This window comes from Candidatus Thermodiscus eudorianus (genome assembly GCA_015521085.1).
Taxonomy (GTDB): Archaea; Thermoproteota; Thermoprotei_A; order Sulfolobales; family Acidilobaceae; genus Thermodiscus; species Thermodiscus eudorianus.
Genome location: WAOW01000004.1, coordinates 46,001 through 67,873 on the forward strand (window position 1 = coordinate 46,001; position 21,873 = coordinate 67,873).

The window sequence follows — 21,873 nt, forward strand, 5'->3', positions numbered from 1 at the left end:
GATCTTCATGTATGAGGTCGAAGCGAAGATCCGGGTGGACTGTGACGGGCTGGAAGCTATACTGGAGAAAGCATTGGAGCTAGGCGGCAGGCTCATTGGAAGACGACGTGAAGTTGACATCTACTATCAACACCCCTGCAGGGACTTCGTGGAGACTGATGAAGCCCTGAGGGTACGTATTATAGACGGGACCAAGTATTCGTTGACCTACAAGGGGCCCCGGATAGACAATAGAGGGGATATCAAGAAGCGCGTCGAGATAATAGTTGAGGTCAGCGGAGGCGATATAGAAAAACTCCTTGAGGAGATCGGGTTCAAACCCATGGCAACGGTCACCAAGGACAGGACATACGTAGAGCTACACGGCACGACTGTAACCCTAGACCGAGTCCAAAGGCTAGGATGCTTCGTCGAGATAGAAGGTGACAACCCAGCGGGTATAAAGCAGGTTGTCGAGGAGCTAGGCGTCAAGGGAGAATATGTTAAGGAGACATATGCAGAAATGATCGCCAGGCTAGAGGGGGCGAATTAGCCGCTTGGTACTCCGGCGTCTCTAAGGGCCTCTACCCCTTGGTCACGCCAATAGGCCTCAGCCTAGCTACTAATAGTCCGATGCCGACTTCATGGGCGACCCGCGCTACCCTGTCAACGTCCTTGTAGGCCTCCGGCATCTCCTCTACAACCGTGGCTCTGTTACTGGCTCTTAGGTAGATGCCCTTAGACTGGAGGTCTTGTAACACTTCATGGTACCTTCTAGTCCTCTTGGCCTTTGCCCGGCTCATCCACCTACCAGCCCCGTGAGGCGAGGTATACCAGCTCTTAGCCCCCCTCGGCGACCCGATTAACACATAGCTTGCGGTACCCATGCTACCCGGTATGAGCACTGGTTGTCCCACATCGCGGTAGTCCTTCGGTATCTCTGGGTGGCCCGGCGGGAAGGCCCTTGTGGCCCCCTTCCTATGCACGACTAGCCTCTTCCTCTTCCCATCAACGTCGTGCTCCTCTATCTTAGCGATGTTATGGGCTACATCGTACACGATCTCAAGGCCCAGCTGGTCGGGATCCCTGCGGAAAACCTGGCGGAACGACTCCCTAGTCCAATGGGTTATGAGCTGCCTATTGGTCCAGGCGAAGTTAGCTGCGGCAGCCATGGCCCTCACGTAGTTCTGGGCCTCGGGGGAATTGAAGGGTATGCTGGCGAGCTCCCTATCGGGCGGTATGGTGCCATATTTCCTCATAGCCCGCTCCATAATCATCAAGTAGTCGCTCGCAACCTGGTGTCCGAGCCCACGGCTTCCGGTGTGTATCATAACCGTGACTTGACCCTCGAAGAGTCCCAGCGCTTTAGCGAACCTCTCGTCGAACACCTTGTCGACAACCTGGACTTCCAGGAAATGGTTTCCGCTCCCCAGCGTTCCGAGCTGGTTAGCCCCCCTCCTCTTAGCGGCATTGCTGACCTTGCTAGCGTCGGCTAGCCTCCAGCTCCCCCTCTCCTCGATATGCTCCGGATCCTCACTCCAGCCATAGCCCTTGCCGATAGCCCACTCGACGCCCTCGTTGAGCACCTTGTCAAGCTCCTGGATGCTTAGCCTCAGCTTACCGGTGCTTCCAAGCCCGCTGGGAACGTTGTAGAAGAGTGAGTCGATCAGGTCACGTAGCCGGGGACGCACGTCTTCCTCCGTCAGGTTAGTCCTTAGCAGCCTCACTCCACAGTTGATATCGTACCCGACCCCTCCAGGGCTTATCACACCATTCTCCTCTGGGTCCATCGCGGCTACTCCGCCGATGGGGAACCCGTAGCCCTGGTGGCCATCGGGCATTACTATCGAGTATTTCTGGATTCCCTGCAGGCAGGCCACGTTTGACGCCTGGACTAGTGTGAGGTCGCTCTTCATCTTTTCGAGTAGGAAGTCGTCCGCGTATATTATGGAGGGGACCCTCATACAATTCTTCGCGTCCTCCGGGATCTTCCAGGTGTATTTGTCTATCCTTCTGAGTGGTATGTTCTGGCTCATGTCTCTCATCCTTAACAATATCTGGGGCGATATCGGTTTAAATAATCCCCGCATAGTGCCTCGTTGAAGAAGGGAGACTCCGGAAACTTAGGGATATAGGCTTTAAAGGAGACAACTGGCATGGATGGGGTATCCAGGCATGAAGGAGGGCAGTCTAGCGCTAGTAGAGGCCCTGGAGAACATGGTGAAGAGATACGATAGCCCGGAGAAGCTGGCCAGAGTGATAGAACACACCCTACTATCGCCATCCGCAGGCATAGAGAAGGGGCTCGCGGTCATAGGGGAAACAGCCGACTACGGCTTCAGGTGCGCCATGTTATCACCATACCATGCAAGGAGGCTTTACAAAGAGGCTAGCAATGCAGGAGTCAAGCTCTGCACCGTCATAGGCTTCCCCTCAGGGTTCCAGCCCGTGAAGGCAAAGCTACACGAGATAGACAGTGTAGCAGACATAGTCGACGGAATCGATATAGTCGCCAACATCCAAGCCATCATCGCGGGCGATAAGCCCGAGGTAGAAGAGGAGCTCGCAGAGCTAGTATCACACGCCAGGGAGAGCGGGGTAGGCCACGTGAAAGTGATAATAGAGGCCCCACTACTAGACGATAATACCCTAGCCCTATCGGTAAGAACCGTAGCAGACGCAAAGGCGGACTATGTGAAGACCAGCACCGGAGTCTACTCTAAGGGGGGAGACCCCTTCACAGTCCTCCGGGTATCAAGCCTGGCTAAACAATACAGCCTACAAGTGAAGGCGGCCGGTGGTATAAGGACGGCCATAGACGCATTCCTCGCGCTCGCAAGCGGGGCGCACGTCATCGGAACCAGTAGCGGGCCCCGCGTTATAGAGACTTACAAGAGGCTGGTAAAGTAGTGAAGGTGGCATTAATAACTAGCAGGACGGCGGCGCCGCTGATCGAGGAGATAATAGCCTCGCGTGTAAAGGGGAACCCCAAGGTATCTGCCCAGATAATAGTACTGCCGATACCAGCCATCGGAATGCTCGACGCCAACAAGCTGAAGAGGCTGATAGACCGGCACAGGAAGGCGGTAAAGGACGCCGACATAATACTAGTACCAGGCACTATAGAAGGGGACGTAAGCCCCATAGCCGACGAGCTGGGGAAGCCTGTTTACAAGGCATCGCGCGACCCCGGACTCCTCCCGCTAGTGATATCCCACATCGCGGCGGGATCAAAGCTGGACACGCTGAAGCCGGCCGAGGAGATCCTGGACGTGGAGCCGCCAGAGATAGAGCCCGAGCATACAGCCTTCAACATAGGGAGCGTGGCGGTACCAAGCAGGGGTCCCCCACTAGTCCTAGCCGCGGAGATCCCGCCAGACACGGGGAACTACGTGGAGGTGGCTGAGAGGTATGTTGAAGAGGGGGCTAGTCTACTTGTCCTGGGCGCATCATCGAAGACTAGGGATCTCGCGGTAAGGATAAGGAGGGTCTTGGATAGGGTGGACGTGCCGGTTTTAAGCGAGGCACCCACACCCCGCATGGCCCGCGAAGCCGTAAGTGCCGGGGCCTCGGGTATATCGATATCAGCAGCCAAGAGCCGCTCCTACCTGGACTCCGTGGAGAAGGATAGTGTTGTGATCCTAGGGGAGAGGGACGTCAGGCTCCTCGCCGAGGCGGTGGAGCTCTACAGGAGGAGGGGGTTCGAGAGGCTGATAGTGGATCCCGTGGTTGGGCTCCCGCTGATAGACTACTCCTCCACAAGTAGCCGGTACAACTCAGCCTACCCTCTGGATACTCCAATGCTGTTCTCGGCGGCCAACGTGGCAACGGTCCTCGACGCCGATACACATGGGGTATACGCGTTGCTGGCTGCAATGGCGGTAGAGCTTAGAGCCTCTGTATTCCTAGTAGTGGAGGACTCGTATAAGACGATTCACTCCGTCGCGGAGGCTCGTGAAGCCCTGAAACTGAGCTATGCCGCGTGGAGTAGGAGGAGCCAGCCCCACATGCTCGGGTCAAGGCTCCTCGTAGTCAAGCAACTGGAGCCGCCGCCGAAGCCAACGATCCCCGTAGAGGACGCTCGGATCGTGGACGAGTGGATAGAGCCGGCGATGGACAGGGGGTATTTCAGGATAGAAGTAGATCACGAGCGCGGCATGATACTAGTAGAGTACAGGCAGGGTAGGCGCATAGCCAGGTTTGCTTCGAGAAAAGCTAGGATCCTGGCGAGGGCGATAGCCAGGGAGATCGATCTAACCCCGGAGCACGCCGCTTATCTGGGAGAGGAGTTGGCTAAGGCCGAGTTGGCCCTCCGGACGGGTAGAACATACATACAGGATAGCGAGATAATGAGGATGGTGTGGGAGGATTGAGGCAGTCGGCCGCCAGTGCCCCCGGAAAGGTTATTCTATTCGGGGAGCATTTCGTGGTGAAGGGGTCTAGGAGCCTGGCGACGGCTATATCCCTCCGCGTAAAGGCCATCGTCCGAGAGCATACTGGGGGGAAGATACGATTTCACAGCCCTCTGGCTAACGTTAACTCCTGGATCAACCCCGGCACACTAGAATACGGAGACGATAGACTGGCCCCCCTAGCCAGGATGCTATCCTACCTCCGCGACGAGATGGGTTTCCAGATAGTCCCACACGAGGTCTACGTTGAAAGCAGGCTTCCAGTCGGCGCTGGCCTCGGCTCTAGCGCTAGCCTAGCGGCGGCCTATGCTCTGGCCTATACGAGCTTCTTGGGGGACCCCCTGTCCCGCGGGGATTTACTGAAGGCTTCCTATGAGGCCGAGAAGGTTGCCCATGGGAACCCTAGCGGCGTAGACAACACCATCGCAGTCTATGGGGGAGGCCTCATATATAGGAGGGGGTCGGGGTTCGAGCAGGTTGATATAAGGCTTCCCAGCGGGTCAAGGCTCCTTGTATTGGATACTGGTGTTTCGAGGGATACCCGCCGCGTGGTAGAGCACGTGTTGAGGGTCGCTGATAGGACTTGGCCGGTTAGCCGGTTGATATACGAGGCTGCTGACGGGATCATAGATCTAGCTCTAGAGGCCCTTGAGTCCGGCGATGCTGTGAAGCTTGGCTTGTTGATGGACCTCAACCAGGGGCTGCTTAACTCGGTCGGCGCCTCCAGCGGCGTCATCGAGAAGGTGGTTTTCAGGGTTAGAGAGAGTGGAGCTCTTGGGGCCAAGTTGACCGGCGCTGGATGGGGCGGCTCTGTTATCGCCCTGGTCTGGGAGTCCGACGTTGACCGGGTCGTCGATGCTGTCAGGGGCTATGTTAGGAGTGTTCATGACGTTGAGATTGGGGTTGAGGGGGCTAGAGTCGAGGAGGCCTAGCCGAAAAGTATATAAAGACTAGTAGTCGATTAGCTAGGGGGATAAAAGGATTGCGCCCCGTAATACCCAGGCATACTCCTTATAAACCCGGTCTAGGAGGTGGTCTGCTTGGAAGAATCATTTGAAAACGACCATAGAAAAAGCAAGTGTCCTCCCGACAAGATAGCATACGACCCTGCTAGGGGAATAAAGATATGCATAGAGACCGGCGAAGTCATAGAAGAGGATATGATAGGCGACGAGGCGGAATGGAGGGCCTACACGCCAGAGGAGAGGGCTAGGAGGACTAGAGTAGGAAGCCCCATACAATTCTCAAAGCCAAACCTAGGAGTAGACGTATACATATCGGCGTCGAGGGGAGGCCGCATACGCGGCCTCTCCAAGAGGCTCGACTATCTTAGGACCAGGGGCTTGAGGGGTAAAGCCGCCCTAACCAGTCTAGAGAAGAACATCAACCAAGCACTTAGATACATAGACGATATATCAGCCCGGCTAGAGCTGCCGAGACAGATCAAGGAGGAGGCCGCGAGGCTCTACAGGGAGGCGGCTAACAAGGGCTTAACAAGAGGGCGCAGCATCGAGAGCATGGTTGCGGCAGCCCTATACGCAGCGTGCCGTAAACACAGGTACCCCTGCACACTCGACGATATAGCGAAGAACCTGAGTATGAGGGAGATCGATGCGAAGAGGGAGGTTGCGAGGAACTACAGGCTCCTAGTGAGGCACCTGGACATTAGGATCCCTGTTATAGACGCTGAGAGGTTCGTCTACAGGATCGCCTCCGCTCTGGGCCTGCCGGACCCAGTGGTGGCTGAGGCCATCAAGATAGTCAAGATGGCCAGGAGCAAGGGCTTGACGGCCGGTAAAGACCCCTCCGGGCTAGCGGCTGCTGCGGTATATCTAGCGGCCTTGAAGCAGGGGATCAGGAAGACTCAGAAGGAGGTCGCTCAGGTGGCTGGTGTAACCGAGGTCACCGTGAGAAATAGATATAAGGAAATTGATAAAATGCTCCGCGAGGAGGGTTATGTAATCTAGTTCAACCCGACTATCTTGTCGAGGACCTCTACAGTGAAACCGAGCCCTAACCTCTCCAACGTCTCCTTTTTCGGCACTCCCCTCTCGTCCCATCCTCTGAGCTCGTAGTAGTAGTTCAACAGTTCCTGGTACTTGTCATAGTCTAGCTTAGCGCCGGCTAGCGGGCCCCTGGTTAGAGGCTTCTTAAACCACTTCACGGGGGGCATATCCATGTCCCTGCTCCAGGAGCCCAGTTCACGTATCCACAGCGCCCTGACCAGGGCATAGATCCTATCAGCCACAGCATATAGCTCGTCCCATCCATAGGATACTCCGGTAGCCGCTGTCAGGATCCTCGGATAGTAATCCAGGCTCAGGCCAACCTCGACCCACGGGAGCCTACAGGCTACGAAGCTCTCGAATAGCCCTCCACGTATCCGCTGCAACTCTATGACCTTCGCCGCCTTCTCCCTGCTATACGCGAATCTATCGGTGGCCACCTCCCAGCTTATGACCCATGCATCCTTATGGTGAGCCCCAATCGGGCTGGTACCATATGCTAGGGCCATGCCAGGCGCGGCATGGCAGTCGTAGGCGCTGACTTCTAGCCCCTTCACGTGTATCGCGAAGTCGCAGCCACCCTTCTCCTTACAGGCTCCTGCGACTCCCTTGGCGAGGAGCTCGCCCAGGCTCCCCCTCCTATGCACTATATCGTCAATGAGTGCCTTGTAGGCTTCATAGTCACCCCACTCTAGCTTCTCCTCTATCAGCTTGTTCTCGCTCGCCTCAGTGGCCCAGGCTAGGACTGATCCCAGGCTTATAGTGTCTATTCCCGCCAGGTCTGCTAGCCTGTTCAATACGGCGACCTTGGATAGATCGTCTATGCCTATGTTTGAACCTAGCATAGCCACGTTTTCATAGTCCAGCTCGCTCGGATAGCCTTCAGCATCCTTCACCACGTTACCACATACCATGTTACAGTACGGGCATCCCCTCTGGTCTATCTTCATCTCCTCCATGGTATAGCCGTTTATCCCCTTGTAACCATCAAATACACCCTCGCTGAAGTTATAGGTCGGTAGCACGCTGGCCTCCTGGGCCCAGTCCACGGTCATCATGGTACCCTGCCGCATCCAGAAGTCGTACGCCCTGGACTTCTTGACGTCTATATAGGCCTTGGCGCCCTCACTCCTAACCCTCTTAGGATCGTGGAGCTCCACCTTCTTCGTACCCTTTACAACGACAGCCTTCAGCTTCTTGAAGCCCATGACAGCCCCCATACCGGGCCTACCAGCGCTTCTACCCTCCTGGCTAATGACCGTGGCATACCTGACGAGGTTCTCGCCAGCTGGGCCGATCTCCAGCATGCCGACGTTCTTACCGTAACGCTCCTTAAGCTTCTTCTCGGTGTCCCAGGTGTTTAACCCCCATAGATCCTCTGCGTCGTCAAACACGACGTTGTCGTCCTCGATATAGACGACCGTGGGCTTAGCCGCGGCCCCCTCAAACACGATCGCATCCCATCCAGCCTGCCTCATGTGGACTCCAGCCCAGCTGCCAATGTTTCCATCGCCATAGCCCCCGGTTAACGGGCTCTTAGCGGCGACGATCATCTTACCACTACTCGGCAGGGGCAAGCCAGTGAGCGGGCCCACGGCTAGAATCAACAGGTTATCGGGCGAGAGCGGGTCCACGCCCGGTTTCAAGTGCTCCCACAGGATCCTGGCCGCGAGGCCCCTGCCACCGAGATAGTCTATAGCCCACTCAGCCGGGTACTCGACCTTCTTGGCCTCCCTCCTCGACAGGTCTATCCAGAGTAGCCTACCCCACCATCCCTTAGGCAATAGACACCCCTCCGGTACACGATATAATAGCTGACGCCATCTATAATGGGTGGCTGTACGAGTATTAAAGGGTGAAATAATATGGGCTTAGAGGGACCCCAAAGTACTCTAGGGGTAAATCCTCTCCCCTAGCCTCTGATAGCTATTATCATAGATCTCCTCTACTCTAAACACGATCGCTGGATACCAGGGGTGGTGCCTCTCCCCCTCTGGGGCGACGTGTACCAGGTCGTGGAGGAGGTTAGCGTACTCGTATAGGGGTCCCTCCTCTATTATCTCTGCCCTCGTCCTCAACTCGAAAGCCCCGCGGTCCGGCGGGATGAGGATCGATATGGTTGCCTTCCCCGTCTCCATGATGTTACGGTAAGTGTGGCCCTTACTCATTAGATGCGACACTAGGACCAGTGGGTTACTCCTCTCAATATTGTAGACGTACTCCAACAGAAACCTTGCAGCAGCTCCCATAGCCCTCCATCCACCACCATACATACTCTCTATTATACTCTTCATCTTCGAGATAGCCTCATCCATATACTCGTCCTTCACTGTAAAGGAGACCATAAACGGCGCAGCGTTAACCCCAGCGGGCCCACAGGTAGCTACAGTAGGCGCTAATAGCAGCGAGTTTTTATAGATAAGATCCCCTATCTCGTCCATTCCCTTAGCCTTCAATAGGGCCTCTACGATGCGCCGGCGCTCCAGGAAATACATCTCTATATACTTCCTAGGTGGTTCACCCAAGGCCAAAACCCTCGCACGATCCCATATGAGGGTGTTCGTCTCCGAGCTTTAATGCATACGTAAATAGATAACCGTCTCCAGGACCATCCAATACGGAGAGGGTAAGGACTATGAGGGTCATTGTAAAGTACTTCGGATACCTCTCCGACTATGCAGGAGGCCGAGAGCAAGTAGTTAACGCCGCTGAGGGGTCGAGGATAAGGGATGTAATCAAGCTCCCTCCAGATGTCAGCATCGAGGACCTAGTGATACTGAGGAATGGGAGGCCCGCGAAGCCCGACGAGGAAGTACAGGACGGAGATACAATATCCGTTCTACCACACATAAGCGGGGGCCAGCCCAGCTAGCAAAGACGGCTCCACGGCCCACCTCTAACTATGCCTAGCTCCCTGGCCTTTGCCAGCACTTTCCTTCGGGACCCCGGGGCGACTGGCACTGGTAGGCCCTCAAGGCTCCTGGCGGAGTGAACTCCGGTAACCACGACCCTGTCGAGGAACTCATGTCTATAGAGGCTCCTGCAGGGTATCATCACGGTCAAGGGATAGCTCCCAGTCTGCCTCGCATAGCAGTAACCTGCACCACTACACTCCTCGACCCAAAGACCCCGGAGCAACGTGCCCCGCGGCGCAATCCTCCTAAGCATCTCCCTGTCGAAGAAGCTCCTAACCCAGTGTACGAAGCTCCTGGCATGTTTCTCGCGTCTCCCCCGTATGCCATGCTTCATCCTGGACACGCGTGTTGACGGGAGTGGTAGGAGGCGCCGTATGTTGACTCTCCTCACGAGCAGGTTCCTCCGGAGGAGTTCCTCTAGGAAGAGGCGGTTGAGCCTGTAGGTTTCGCTAGTCTCGCCGGGCAGGCCCAGTATGAAGTTTATCCCGGGCAGTAGGTGCGGTAGCCCCGAGGGACCCCTGCGTTGGCCGATCTTGTTAACCAGTTCTATGGCGTATAGGGCCTCCTCGGGAGTCGTATTCAGATTGTTAGCCTCGGCGACGCGGGGATCCGCTGTCTCGACGCCCATGGCAGCGACGTCCCCGTCGGTGTGGTACTCTACTATGATCTTCAACGCCTCCAGGCTCTCCTCGGGGTGGCGGGCTATAGTCCCCGGGTTAACGTTATCTATGTGTAATACCTCAAGCCCCGGGGACACTGTCCTTATGCCGTGGAAGATCCTCCTCAGGGCTTCCGGGTTAGGCTTCGGCCACTCTGCACCAGCCAGCTCCTCCGAGCCGTAGACGAGTATGTCGGCCTGCCTCCCCAGCCGGAAGGCACGTACGCCCCATCTATAGAGGGCCTCGACCTCGTTCACTATATCCCTAGGGTCCCTCTGGATAGGCCTACCCCTCAACGGCTCAACGCAGAAGCTGCAGCCTCCGCTGACCCACCTGGCACAGCCCCTGTAGGTTTCGATCTCCGCTATGAGGCCCCATCCGAGCCTTGGGTGCTGCCGCACTATCCGGGAGCCTAGCCTAGCAGCCTCCTCGTAGAGTCTATAGTCCCTGCGCAGGCGGTACGGGTTGGCCTTCTCTGGCCCGTGGCGGGCTAGGTCGTAGAAGTACTCCTCTAAGTCACCCCTAACCAGTATATCGAAGCCCGAATCCGTGAAATACCGTGGAGGATAGGCTGGCTTACCTCCCTCGAAGCCCATGCCCCACCTCGCCGCCGGGCCCACTAGGATCTTTAGGGGTCCCTCTATAGACCTAGCCCATCGAGCTAGTTCCACGGGCCTCGCCGGGGTCCCTCCGATATATTTGCCCGGCACTACCACGCCTGCTATGAAAACGACTATGTCGTATCCATGCATCCTCCTAGCTAGCAGGTCTTCATTCCTCCTGAACTGGTCTACAGTTATGTAATCGACCCTAGCAGTCTTGTCCACCAGCCATATACTACCGGCTATGAGCCTCGGATATACGTCTACGTAGGGAGGGACCCCCAGCCCTCCGGGCTCATCATTATATCCATCTACTATGGCTACCCTCAAACCCCGCGTACCCGCCTATCGCACACACCGTGCCTAGACTTGTTTATATCAGACTCCATATGGATGTCGATGAGGGCCCCCAGGGTTAACACTATATAACCGTGCCATGAGAACAGTTCTCTATGGGTGGGCCCGGGAGGCCCCGTGGCTTCTCGCGGGGATTGCCGTGACCGGGCCTCTCCCGGCCTAGATACTCCTAGTTTAGCGTTTACCGGTGAGACCATGGACTGTTGGCTTGTAACCGTGTTGAGAGGACTAGTATGGGGTGGCTAGTGATTTCCTAGAAAAATCGCGTTTTGTTGCCTCCCCTAGTGTCTTTCCTGGATAGGGATTTAGGGGCGTTAGGCTTCCTTGGCGATGCAGATGTCGATGCTGCTGACTCTCCTGGTCCTCTGCTGGCCGGTGTTGGGGTCGGTCACTGTTATCTCGTGGCTGCCGATCTCGCAGGCCTCTACTTTGACGTTCTTGGCGAACCTGTTCCTCACTATCTCGACGGCGTCTACGGCCTTGTTGATGTTGCGGCCCCTTGCCTTGACTACCACCTTGTCGACGCCCTGCTCCATGAGGGTCGTCAGGATGGCCAGTACGTAGTTCATTACGGGCTTCCTACCGATCCTTACCTCAGGTGCTCCCTCACATACCATCTGTGTCCACCTCTTTGTCCTTCTGCCCTAGTATTCTGTGGGCTGTTTCAAGGTGAAGAAAAGCCTCATATAAAAATGTAACTCCGGCGCCAGAGACCAATGCAGGGATGAAACCATGGCCCTGGTAGTAATAGAACACATGGAGGAACACCCGACCAGGTGGCTGATAGCCGAGTATGCCGTAGCCAGGGACGAGGCCGTTGAAGCCGGGCTGGACCTGGTCGTGACAGGGGTAAGAGACCCGGTAGTGCAAGCGCTACTGGACGCGGAGGGCATCAGGTGGAGATGGGAGCACAGCTGGGAGCTGTACGATAACCCTAAGAGTATCGTTCTAGACCTATGGGCCGGGAGAGACCTGCAGCCCTGGGAGGCAGCCGCTGCGGAAGCCTTCATAGTAGGAGGGATAATGGGGGACTACCCGCCCCGTATGCGGGGAATCCTCCTCTCGACGATGTTCGACTGGGCGGCCAAGAGGAGGCTAGGAGCCAGTCAGATGAGTATACACACCGCGGTGTGGGCGGCCCTCCAGGTTAGGAATGGAGTAGGCGTGGACCGCCTCAACCTCTGCGAGAAGGGAGAGTTCACCCTAGAGACGCCCCTCTACCAGATGACCATAACACTACCCTTCTCCTATCCATGCAGCGAGGATGGCAAGCCCATTATTCCGGGCAGGATAAGGGCTCTCCTAGCCCGTGGAGTCCTCTGGGACGAAGAGACAATCCACTTCAGAGCTCGCTGATCCCCTCCGGAGCCTCCCGGGGCGACGTTAGTGTAGCCGCCTCCTTCTCAAGCTCTAGCTTGAAGCCCTCATCGATGTATGGAGCTATTATATAGATCTTCTTCTCCTGGTACTCCTCCTCGCTAATCATCTCGCTGTCGAAGCTGATGAGGACTATTGGTATGGTCGCGTAAGCCTTGCCGCCAGACCTAGAGAGGGGGACTCCCATGTCTCTGAGCCTATCGTAGAGATCCGGGTTTATAGGCAGCTTGATCTCGACCTCCCTGAAGTCCCTGGCGATGACGAAGTCACTGGCCGCGGGCTGCCACTCCTCCAGCGCCTGTCGGGCCTCCTCCTTGACTACCTTGTAGAGGTCTCCCTCGACGACGCTGGATTCAACGACTTTACCGTACTCCGCCCTGATAACTATCGTCTCCATCAGATTATCCACCCAAGCCTCCAGTCGGGAATCCGCGTTTAAGATTCCAGGTAATAACCCTTGATAACAGACTCTGGCAAGGGTGCAGGTATGTGGCGAGGAGCCGAGGGCCCGACGCGTGGCCGGTGAGAGGAGAGACCTACTGGTGCCAAGAGCTGAACATACCCATGGTAGGCCGGGAGTGCCCCGATGGCGGTAGAGGCCAGTTTGTAAACGTGACGGATCCAGGAGACGTGAGGCCTGCTTTCAGCTACGACTTGAAGCGGCTTGAAGACGGGTACAGGTTCGAGACGGGATCCCTCAACGGCTTCGACATGCTCAGGGGATACAGCGTAGTGGTCTTCAACAAGGTGCCCTTCATGGACCTAATGTACGAGGTAGTGGCCGACGGCAGGATAATAGGAAGGCTCTACTGGGACCCTCAAGTAGAGCATTGGAGGTTCCGCTTCTCCTATCCAGGCATAGCCCGCGTATGGCACCTCGAACCGCTACCCAGGATCAAGGTAAACGGCTCCGCGAAGACCCTGAAGAGGAAGTGGATCTATGAGAACACCCTGGGCCTGCCCCCTGGGGCACAGGTTGCATTCGAAGACGTTGAAGGCGAGCCTCTAGGCATCGGCTACGTCCACCCGGAGAGTGGTAAGGTCAAGGTCCATACCATATTCTGGAGGCGCCCTGAGCCGTACGCCTCTAAGAGGAGGTCTACGTGGAGCGACGTTATCAAAGCCAACGACTACTACCTCTACTATCACTCGGCCAGGGCGGTCAAATTCATACATGTTATGAACGAGAAGGTGAATAAACCAGTCATTGTATCCTACAGTGGGGGCAAGGATAGCCTAGCGGCGCTAAACCTGACGCTAGAGGCCGGGATAAAGCCCTACGTCCTATTCAACGACACCGGAATAGAGCTACCGGAGACCAGGGAATCCGTTGCCAGGATAGTCGAGGAGAAGGGCCTCGAACTACTGGTAGCCGACGCGGGGGACGCGTTCTGGAGGGCCGTAGAAGCCATCGGCCCGCCTGGCAAAGACTATAGGTGGTGTTGCAAGGTTACAAAGCTAGCACCACTCTCCAGGCTACTCCAGGAGAGGTTCCCAGACGGGGCCCTCAACATAGTCGGCCAGAGAGCCTATGAAAGCCTCGACAGGGCCAGGAGTCCACGCGTCTGGAGGAACAGGTGGCTGCCCCAGATACTAAACATATCGCCGATACAGTACTGGACGCAGCTACTGGTCTGGCTCTACATATGGTCCAGGAGGCTCCCCTACAACCCGCTATACGAGAGGGGCTTCGACAGGATAGGATGCTTCATGTGTCCCGCAGCCTTCACGGCAGAGTACAGGCACGTCGAGGAGACACACCCGGACCTCTGGAGGAAGTGGGAGGGCGTGCTTTGGAGATGGGCTGAGAGGATAGGGCTAGAGGGTCCCTCTGCGACGCTATGGGTCCGGAAGGGCCTGTGGAGGTGGCTCACCCCAGCGCCCCAAAAAGGGAGGCTGGCTCGGAGGATCGGCCTCAACATAGGCGACTGGAAGTCCTACTATAAGAAGTGGCTGAGGCCCTCCCTCAAATACTTCGCCTACGGCGAGGGCGCCAGGGCCGAGCTAGACGAGCCCCTCCCGGTAGAGAGTATAGAGGACCAGTACACTGTGCTGGGATCCTTCAAGGTAGAGTCCCGTAGAGAGGATGAGATAGTCCTCAAGGGACCCTCCCGGGTCAAGGTAGTCTTCACCGGAGACAGGATAGAGGTCGAGGGGGCTAAGGGGGTCCTGGCCAGGGAGCTGGCTCTCGACACCCTAAAGCTGGCGTTCCGCTGGTATGCGTGCGCAGGCTGTAAAGCGTGCGAGGCGAGCTGTCCCACGGGGGCTATAAAGGTGGTTAGGGAGGGAGACGGGTACAGGCCTATAGTCGATGAAGCAACATGCATTCACTGCAAGCTCTGCCTAGACAACTGTCCCCTAGCCGATGTGACAGTGGAGAGGATATACTCGGCCCTGGCGCTGGGCGAGCCGACCGCTTGGAGGAGGGCTGGACGCAGGAGCAGGGAAAGCGTTATACGGAGGTACCTAGAGCTTAAGGGCTACAAGATCCCGAGCAGCGATGCTAAGATGGTCGACGAGGATACCCTGACAATGCCTCCAGGCCTCGCTATGGAAGAGGAGGGTAACGGGTAGGGTAATGTGGGTGTACCCGGTTGACTACCCTATTCGACGCTGTGATCTTCCTGTCCTTCGGCTTCCTGGGGGGCTTCCTAGGCTCTGTACTAGGCGTTGGCGGTGGCTCCCTAATGACTCCACTACTACTGTTGGCCGGCTATGATATATTGACGGCCGTACCAGCGAGCTTACTCGCAATAGTCGGGACCAGCATCGGCGGCCTCTACGTTTACGAGGAGAGGAATCTGATCAACTATGAGTTCGCTATCTACGCCGAGGCAGTCACGATACCTGGGAGTATTACTGGGGTGATGATAGCCACCGCCGGGTTCGAGAGGATAATGAGGCTCACGCTGGCGGCGGTTCTGGTAGTTATAAGCATGTCCATGGCTAGGACAGCGGTTCTGAAACAAGCCGCTGCCTCTTCGAGCAGGGCTAAGAGGAGGCCTGTGATAGGGTTTACAGCCATGTACGCCGCCGGCCTAGTGTCCGCGCTAGCCGGTATAGGCGGCGGTATATTGAAGGTCCCCGTCTTGAATAGGCTACTGGGTATAGACGTCAAGGAGGCTGTGGCGACTAGCAAGCTTATGGTCGGGATAACGGGCGCGGCTAGCGCCCTCGGATACTACGCCAGTGGCTACATGAACTCGTGCCTAGCGTTATCCCTCCTGGCGGGGTCCCTGGTAGGAGGCCTTGCTGGCAGCTCGACTGGCGTGCGCTTGTCTGGTAGAGCAATTACAGTCGCGTTCTCAATATTCCTGGCGGTCATGGCAGTGGTAGTAGTGGTAAGGGGGTGACTATGCTTGGGTGGGAGATATACAGAGGCGCTGTCGAGGGCTGTGACACGCTACCTCCCCATTATAGCCTTTGCCTCATCCCTCTACGGGGCCTCCAGGATATGTGGCGTCATCGTGGTATCGGTGGCGGCCGTCCCCTACCTACTGATAGGATTGGCTTCCCTCACCCATAGTATCCCCCTGAGAGCCCGCCTGGCATCAATCTTACTCTACATAGAGGTCATACTTCTCGTCGGAGTCAAGTATGGATGGTTCTTCAACAATAAGTGAACCCAACAGTCTTCTCCGGCCTATAACGCCTGGGCCTAAAGAACCCCCCATCAGCATACCTAAACGGCTCGTCGAAATCCACCCTGACATTGACGCGATACAGCCTAACCGGGCTCCTAGCCCTATAGCCACACCTCACGCCCGGACTGCTATTTCCTCCGACTATAGCTCCATCGTATTCCATAGCTACACCCAGGTACCGAGACAGTTTTCCAGGCCCCTCAACTACTCCATCAACTGGCGAGTAGCACGATCGAAGCAACACTGCTCCTCCCCGACCAGGCTCGTGTGATACGATGTTGGTTAGTAGCCACCCGTGCATCCCGTATATCAGGAACCTGCCGGGCTCCCCGTAGAACCTCTCCCTGATCCTTCCGCCCTTGTACTTGCTGGCACGGGAACCGGGGTCGCAGTCGCCAAAGTAGGCTTCCGTCTCGATTATTATACAGGTCCTAGAGCCAGCCACTATGAGGCTCCCCAGCAGGTCTCGGGCCACTATATCGGGCCTCCTAGCGTAGAATTCTTTTGGGTACCTGGATCCGTGGCATTCCCTCTCGACCAGTCCTTTGATCACGCGGCCCTCACCCTCCCCCGTGGTGGCTCCCCATGGGGTATTATGGGGGTCGAGCCGCAGAGAATTCATCATCTCTACGTGCGGTGGTTTTCAGCTAGGTGTTGGCTCTTCATCCCTCCCGGTAGTGGTTGTTTGGGCTTGAAGGGTTTTTATCTTAAAAATGATTCCATGAATCATTATCAATTAGTATGTGTAAAGTTTGTATTGTAGATAGGTAATTGAAGTATGTATGTATAATGACTCAATAACAAATAAAATCTTTGAATTCTCATAATATGACGTGGAAAGCGTAAAGCGAACGTGTTAGAGGATGAGTGGGGTGTTATGAATAATGGCAAAACAAGTCGGGTTAGATAAGGCAGAACTTGAGAGGGCCCTGAGGCACCTACTCCACTGCTTCAAAGCTGCAAACCCAGAGGTCTCGGCTAGAATAGTAATGCTCTTGATGGATAACCCGCAGGGGCTAACGGTCAGCGACATCAAGGAGAGGCTAAACGTCAGCTACGCGATGGCGCTGAGGATCGTCAGCGAGCTAGAGTCGCTAGGCGTCGTGGAGACCGATAGAGTCAAGGTGGTCAAAGGCCGCGGGAGAGCCAGGAAGCTGGCGAAGCTTTCGAAGGACGGTATCTCCAGGCTTGCCAGCCAGTGTATAGAGCAGCTCCAGCCCCTAACCAAAATATAACTATTTTATTATTTTAATTAATAATATTTTTGATTTTATGCCGTATCGAGTGATACGGCCAACTCCTCCAGCCTACCAGCAGGGTCCTCAGCCTTCATGACAGCACTAGCCACCAGCACCCCCCGAGCCCCCAGCTCATACGCCCGCCTAACATCGTCTCCCGAAGTGATTCCAGCACCGGCAAGAACCGGTATACTCGGGTCCACACTATGCACCGCCTCCACACTCATCGTAACGACCTCGGGCCTAGCCTTGCTAACCGGTATACCGGTCCCTATGAGCTCCGGCGGCTCCACTGCTATAGCGCTAGGCCTGAGATAGGCAAGCCCGGAGGCCTCGCCAGGGGTATCAGCGCACGCAACCACCTCCTTACCGACGCCCTTGACCGCATCTATGACACGGGCTACATCACGGTAGACTAGTTTATGCTCGCTATGATTCACGAGGGTCCCCCTCACGGGAAGCTTCTCCAGCGACACGGCCGGAACGAACCCCGTCTTCGACCCATAATCCACGGGGTCCAGATGCTGTAGGTAGACGTCGTCATAGACTTCAACGATCTTATACACGAGCGGTGATGGCACAGAGAGTATAATTCTAGTATTCGATAACCTGCCAGCCAACAGCCTCGCGGCCCTGGCTATCTCCAGCCCCGGCTCGCCGAAGGCTTGGGGATAGGCCTTGTAGTTTATGATCACTACTCTCTCCAACGTCGTACAGCCTCCAGAATAAATAATGAGGAATTGGGGGTTCTTATGGAGGCTAGTCGTGTATCTCCTCGCCGGTAAGCTCCTCGCTATGCTTGACCATGGGCTTGTAACCCATCTCCACGGGCTTGAACCTGTCATGTAGCCTCTTCAGTATCTGCGGCAGTGTCGTGTACTCCATCTCCTCGGGGCCAAGCCTGTGGGGCATGAAGGGTCCATGCCTCCTCAGGTAGTCGGCGATTCTCTGCGCTAGCCTCCTAGTCTCGTCGAAGGCCGGGTCGTCGAAGAGGTCGGCAGGCCCGATTAACTCGCCGTTATGGACCTGGAAGCCTAGGGCCGCGACCCTAGGCGGGCCGTCGAACCTAGTCATCTTGGCGTCCTTCAAGCCAACGGGCATGAGGGGGCCGTGGTGGCTACCCCTCATCCAGCCGGCTACCAGGTGTGGGAAGCTGAAGGGCTCTAGCACTTCTCCAACGGCCGGGAACCCGCTCTGTGCACGTACTATCGCCACCGGGTCGTCCTTTCCAACGTACTTGCCTGCTATCAGGTTCAGCCTCTCGCTGCTCACTACTGCGGCTATCTCTCCATCGCTCTTCCTATAGATCCTCTTTATAACGTACCTCCCAGGGGTCCCGATGAGGGCTAGTATATCGTACATTTCCTCGGGAGCCTTCAACTGGACAACCCTGCCCTCGAATACGTCTAGGACCTCGAATATGAAGCCGTCATGCATCCTGGGGTCTATCACTAGCCCTGCAGTCGAGAATGGGTCCGCGAACATCCTGAAGAGCGGGAGGTTGAAGGCCCCCGGCTCGGTCTTGTCGGCCATGAACACGACTATTGGCTCGGCGGGCCTCTCCACGAACTCCATCTCGGCTACTCCCGGCCCGAGCCCCCTCACGTTGCCGCTGAACGCGTCGCTGAGGAGATCCTGCCCGGCAGCATATAGGCCTAGCTCCTTGGCGACCTTTGTGGCCTCTTTGAAGGCGTTCCAGGCGAGCTCGTGGATCTCTGGGCTATCGACTCCCTTGTAGTGGGTCATTATCAGCTGTAGATCGTCTCCGACGTGGGTTACGTAGAAGCTCTTTATCACGCCCTTCTTCCTAGCCTCTGCTAGGACCCTTGAGGCGGCGAGCATGGTGTCGGGGTGTACCTTGTGGTGTCCGGCTAGGCTCCCTATATCGGCTTTTATAACGCTTACAGTAACCTTTTCTCCGGCCAAGTAGTTTCACCTATGTATCCTGGTTGCCGGTAAAGGTTTAAAGATTAGTATAGTTTACCTACGCGCCCCCATAGTAGTATTCTCCCTTGGACTTCTGCATTCTGTCGAGGAAGCTACCGGGCTTGTTGGCCCTGGGCCTCCCGCTTGTTGGGTCCCTCCTGAAAGTCACCCCTAGATCCTTCAGGAAGAGGTTCATCCCCTTGTGGAGGTTCATGGGCTTGTAGACGTGGCCCCTATACCCGGGCTCGCCCAGCACCGGTATCAGCTTATCGCTTATGAAGTCGATGATCAGTATGTCGTGCTCTACGACGAAGGCTGCGGCACCCCTAGTCTCTGTAACCCTCCTGATCGCTCTAGCGACCGCTAGTCTCTCCTCGACGTCCAGGTACGCACTCGGCTCGTCGAGCAGGTAGATGTCGGCCTCCTTGGCCAGGCTCAGTGCCACGGCGAGCTTCTGCATCTCCCCGCCACTCAGCTTCCTGGCCTCCCTATCCCACAGCTTGTTTAGCCTGAGCTTCTGGACCAGCTCCATGTACAGCCAGGAGCCTGGCACCGCCGCCTCCGGGTTCGCCTCCCTCAATAGTTCTCCCACAGTCGCATCCTCCGGGAACAGTTCTGGGCTCACGTACTGGGGCTTGTAGCTCACCTGATAGTCTCCTCCGAGCACTACGACGCCCTCAACAGGCTCTATCTTGCCTGCGAGTGTCATTATGAACGTCGTCTTCCCGATACCATTAGGGCCGACAATACCTATGACCTCACCACTCCATATCTCCCCCGCTTCAGCTTCCAGGATGAAGTCCCCGCGCTTGACCTTGAGGTCCAGCCATTCGAGGTACTTCCACTTCCTCCCCCCTCCGGTTACCTCCTCGGCCGTGGCCTCCGCCAGCTTCCTGAACCTGATGGCCTCCTTCCTAAGCCTGATGTTCTCCGCCGGCAGGTAGCCTTCGAGGAAGTTGTTGATCCCGACCCTGGTCCCGTAGGGCGAGGATACTATGCCGTAGGCCCCGGGCTCTCCGTAGAGTATGTGGGTGACCTCTGTCACATAGTCGAGTACTGCCAGGTCGTGCTCGATAACCAGGTAATACCTGTTGGGCTTCACCTCCCTCGTGATCAGGCTGGCCAGCCTCATCCTCTCCTTCACGTCGAGATAGCTACTGGGCTCGTCGAATATGTAGACGTCCGCGTCCTTAGACAGGGTGGCTACTATGAGCATCTTCTGGAGCTCGCCGCCGCTCACCTTCCTAACATCCCTATCCCATATCCTGTCAAGACCCACCTCGGCCGCGAGATCCCTCGCGATCCCCCTCTCATCGGCCCTCTCAAGCAGCTCGCCTATGGAGCCCTTCAAGTACCGGGGCACCAGGTCGACGTACTGTATCTTGTGGGCGACCCTTAGCTCGCCATTGGCTAGCCTCTGCATGTACGTCTGCAGCTCGCTCCCACGGAACCTCCTCACGATCTCGTCCCAGTCGGGGTCCGAGCCCGGGACGCCCAGGTTCGGCTTCAACTCACCGCCCAGTATCCTAACCGCCGTCGTCTTACCAGTCCCATTCTTCCCGATCAGTCCAACTACTTTGCCTTCCTTGGGTATGGGGAGCTTGTAGAGTTTGAACCCGTTCACGCTATACCGGTGTATGGCTTCTTCTTCGAGCTCGCTCGGCAGGTTCACGATGTATATCGCGTCGAAGGGGCAGGCCTTGACGCACAGGCCGCATCCTATGCAGACATCTTCGAATATCACGGGCTTGCCTTTCTTCTCCTTGTCAGCCTGTATCGCTATCCCCTTCCCGCTCTTATTGACCGGGCACACGTTGATGCACTCATAGCTACACTTCCTGGGCTTGCACGTGTCATAGTCTATTACCGCTAGCCTTATCTTACCGGTCATTTGTCACCTTTCCCCGAGTGGCTCTCTCATGTGGTACGGAGGGTTAAATCGTACCCCATGTCTGATGAGTATGCCCTCTAGAACTGGACTAGAAATGGGAGGTGGAGGAGGTAAAAAGGCAGGGGTTCCCAGGCTCGTGTCTCTCCCCTAGAATTTGAACTCGTACTTCTCGCCTGGCTTTAGAACAACGACCTTAGTATCGGGGCTCTTGTCCTTGACCAGCTTCTCGAACTCCTCGGGTGTGCCGTAGAGGACGGGGAATGTCTTGTAGTGCATGGGGATCGCTACCTTCGGCTTTATCAGCTCCACGGCTTTAGCGGCTTCGACGGGGTCCATGGTGAAATGGCCTCCGATCGGGAGTAGCGCGATGTCGGGCTTGTATATCTCTCCTACAAGGGCCATATCCATGGTGACCCCGGTGTCCCCTGCGTGGTATACTGTTCCCTCGCTTGAGGTTACCACGACTCCTGTGGGGGCTCCTATCGGGCTGCTGTGGGTTGCTGGGACGAGCGCTATCTTTAGCCCGTCGACCAGCATGGGGCCGCCTATGTTGCCCCCGATAGCCCTTGAGGGATCGCCTATCCTCTCGCCCACGTGGTTGGCCAGCTCGAATATGGCTACAACCTTTGCCTTGGGATTGTTCCTCAGGATTACCTCGGCGTCTCCCAGGTGGTCTCCATGTCCATGGGTTAGTATGACTAGGTCGACGTCCCGTATCTCGCTTGCCTTCACGGGAGATAGTGGGTTGGAGAGGTAGGGGTCTATGAGTATCTTCTTACCATCTACGTATAGCTCGAACGCGGAGTGTCCATAGTATTTCAGATACGCCATTATCCTTCACCCCGACTACTTCCAGGATAACAGTAG

General features: G+C 56.4%; 22 protein-coding genes. 11 read left to right on the forward strand and 11 right to left on the reverse strand.

Annotated features, from left to right (window positions below; all coding sequences use genetic code 11):
• Positions 1–7: 7 nt before the first annotated feature.
• Positions 8–532, forward strand: a complete 525-nt coding sequence (gene cyaB, locus F7C38_01925) for a class IV adenylate cyclase (GenBank protein MCE4600311.1) — start codon at positions 8–10, stop codon at positions 530–532.
• A gap of 31 nt (positions 533–563) precedes the next feature.
• Here the strand turns inward: cyaB and F7C38_01930 are convergent, their stop codons facing one another.
• The gene (locus F7C38_01930; GenBank protein MCE4600312.1) at positions 564–2,003 is read right to left on the reverse strand and encodes an RtcB family protein; all 1,440 of its coding nucleotides are present in this window, start codon (positions 2,001–2,003) and stop codon (positions 564–566) included.
• Positions 2,004–2,154: 151 nt separating this feature from the next.
• On the opposite strand from F7C38_01930, the gene deoC reads away from it, so the two are divergent.
• The 4 genes from deoC (at position 2,155) to tfb (ending at position 6,358) form a co-directional block, all read left to right on the forward strand.
• Positions 2,155–2,889, forward strand: coding sequence for a deoxyribose-phosphate aldolase (deoC, locus tag F7C38_01935; GenBank protein MCE4600313.1), 735 nt, complete (start codon positions 2,155–2,157; stop codon positions 2,887–2,889).
• Positions 2,889–4,352, forward strand: coding sequence for a dihydropteroate synthase-like protein (locus F7C38_01940; protein MCE4600314.1), 1,464 nt, complete (start codon positions 2,889–2,891; stop codon positions 4,350–4,352). The genes deoC and F7C38_01940 overlap by 1 nt, the downstream gene beginning before the upstream one ends.
• Complete coding sequence (gene mvk, locus F7C38_01945) at positions 4,349–5,323, forward strand: mevalonate kinase (GenBank protein MCE4600315.1); 975 nt, start codon at positions 4,349–4,351, stop codon at positions 5,321–5,323. The genes F7C38_01940 and mvk overlap by 4 nt, the downstream gene beginning before the upstream one ends.
• 108 nt (positions 5,324–5,431) lie before the next feature.
• Positions 5,432–6,358 (forward strand): transcription initiation factor IIB, encoded by a 927-nt coding sequence (gene tfb / locus F7C38_01950; protein MCE4600316.1) that lies wholly within the window; start codon positions 5,432–5,434, stop codon positions 6,356–6,358.
• Here tfb and F7C38_01955 read toward each other — a convergent pair.
• On the reverse strand, positions 6,355–8,181 hold the full coding sequence (locus F7C38_01955; GenBank protein ID MCE4600317.1) for an aldehyde ferredoxin oxidoreductase family protein: 1,827 nt from the start codon (positions 8,179–8,181) through the stop codon (positions 6,355–6,357). The genes tfb and F7C38_01955 overlap by 4 nt on opposite strands.
• A 108-nt stretch (positions 8,182–8,289) precedes the next feature.
• Complete coding sequence (locus tag F7C38_01960; GenBank protein MCE4600318.1) at positions 8,290–8,922, reverse strand: hypothetical protein; 633 nt, start codon at positions 8,920–8,922, stop codon at positions 8,290–8,292.
• Positions 8,923–9,032: 110 nt separating this feature from the next.
• Here F7C38_01960 and F7C38_01965 point away from each other — a divergent pair, with 110 nt between their 5' ends.
• Positions 9,033–9,269, forward strand: coding sequence for a MoaD/ThiS family protein (locus tag F7C38_01965; GenBank protein ID MCE4600319.1), 237 nt, complete (start codon positions 9,033–9,035; stop codon positions 9,267–9,269).
• Here the strand turns inward: F7C38_01965 and F7C38_01970 are convergent.
• Positions 9,266–10,903 (reverse strand): radical SAM protein, encoded by a 1,638-nt coding sequence (locus F7C38_01970; protein ID MCE4600320.1) that lies wholly within the window; start codon positions 10,901–10,903, stop codon positions 9,266–9,268. The two genes, F7C38_01965 and F7C38_01970, sit on opposite strands and share 4 nt — an antisense overlap.
• A gap of 341 nt (positions 10,904–11,244) precedes the next feature.
• Positions 11,245–11,547, reverse strand: coding sequence for a DNA-binding protein Alba (albA, locus tag F7C38_01975; GenBank protein MCE4600321.1), 303 nt, complete (start codon positions 11,545–11,547; stop codon positions 11,245–11,247).
• A gap of 115 nt (positions 11,548–11,662) precedes the next feature.
• Here albA and F7C38_01980 point away from each other — a divergent pair, with 115 nt between their 5' ends.
• Positions 11,663–12,286, forward strand: coding sequence for a hypothetical protein (locus F7C38_01980; protein ID MCE4600322.1), 624 nt, complete (start codon positions 11,663–11,665; stop codon positions 12,284–12,286).
• Here F7C38_01980 and F7C38_01985 read toward each other — a convergent pair.
• Entirely contained in the window at positions 12,273–12,704 is a 432-nt protein-coding gene (locus tag F7C38_01985) for a DUF2286 domain-containing protein (GenBank protein ID MCE4600323.1), read from the reverse strand. The genes F7C38_01980 and F7C38_01985 overlap by 14 nt on opposite strands.
• 92 nt (positions 12,705–12,796) lie before the next feature.
• On the opposite strand from F7C38_01985, the gene F7C38_01990 reads away from it, so the two are divergent.
• From F7C38_01990 to F7C38_02000, 3 genes are read left to right on the forward strand one after another with little or no spacing between them, the layout of a single operon-like run.
• The gene (locus tag F7C38_01990; GenBank protein ID MCE4600324.1) at positions 12,797–14,881 is read left to right on the forward strand and encodes a phosphoadenosine phosphosulfate reductase family protein; all 2,085 of its coding nucleotides are present in this window, start codon (positions 12,797–12,799) and stop codon (positions 14,879–14,881) included.
• A 20-nt stretch (positions 14,882–14,901) separates the two neighbouring features.
• Positions 14,902–15,660 carry a sulfite exporter TauE/SafE family protein gene (locus tag F7C38_01995; GenBank protein MCE4600325.1) on the forward strand — a complete coding sequence of 253 codons (759 nt, stop codon included), beginning with the start codon at positions 14,902–14,904 and terminating at the stop codon, positions 15,658–15,660.
• Positions 15,661–15,666: 6 nt separating this feature from the next.
• On the forward strand, positions 15,667–15,930 hold the full coding sequence (locus tag F7C38_02000; GenBank protein MCE4600326.1) for a hypothetical protein: 264 nt from the start codon (positions 15,667–15,669) through the stop codon (positions 15,928–15,930).
• On the opposite strand, the gene F7C38_02005 is transcribed toward F7C38_02000, so the two are convergent.
• Positions 15,917–16,504 (reverse strand): DNA-3-methyladenine glycosylase, encoded by a 588-nt coding sequence (locus tag F7C38_02005; protein ID MCE4600327.1) that lies wholly within the window; start codon positions 16,502–16,504, stop codon positions 15,917–15,919. The genes F7C38_02000 and F7C38_02005 overlap by 14 nt on opposite strands.
• 331 nt (positions 16,505–16,835) lie before the next feature.
• Here F7C38_02005 and F7C38_02010 point away from each other — a divergent pair, with 331 nt between their 5' ends.
• A complete protein-coding gene (locus F7C38_02010) occupies positions 16,836–17,186 on the forward strand; it encodes a winged helix-turn-helix domain-containing protein (protein MCE4600328.1) in 351 nt (116 codons plus the stop codon).
• A 35-nt stretch (positions 17,187–17,221) separates the two neighbouring features.
• Here F7C38_02010 and F7C38_02015 read toward each other — a convergent pair whose 3' ends face one another.
• The 4 genes from F7C38_02015 to F7C38_02030 form a co-directional block, all read right to left on the reverse strand.
• The gene (locus F7C38_02015) at positions 17,222–17,896 is read right to left on the reverse strand and encodes a triose-phosphate isomerase (GenBank protein MCE4600329.1); all 675 of its coding nucleotides are present in this window, start codon (positions 17,894–17,896) and stop codon (positions 17,222–17,224) included.
• A 52-nt stretch (positions 17,897–17,948) separates the two neighbouring features.
• The gene (locus tag F7C38_02020) at positions 17,949–19,115 is read right to left on the reverse strand and encodes a fructose-1,6-bisphosphatase (GenBank protein MCE4600330.1); all 1,167 of its coding nucleotides are present in this window, start codon (positions 19,113–19,115) and stop codon (positions 17,949–17,951) included.
• A 58-nt stretch (positions 19,116–19,173) separates the two neighbouring features.
• Complete coding sequence (locus F7C38_02025; GenBank protein ID MCE4600331.1) at positions 19,174–21,006, reverse strand: ribosome biogenesis/translation initiation ATPase RLI; 1,833 nt, start codon at positions 21,004–21,006, stop codon at positions 19,174–19,176.
• 147 nt (positions 21,007–21,153) lie between these two features.
• Positions 21,154–21,837: a metal-dependent hydrolase gene (locus F7C38_02030; GenBank protein ID MCE4600332.1), complete on the reverse strand. Its 684-nt coding sequence runs from the start codon at positions 21,835–21,837 to the stop codon at positions 21,154–21,156.
• Positions 21,838–21,873: the final 36 nt, after the last annotated feature.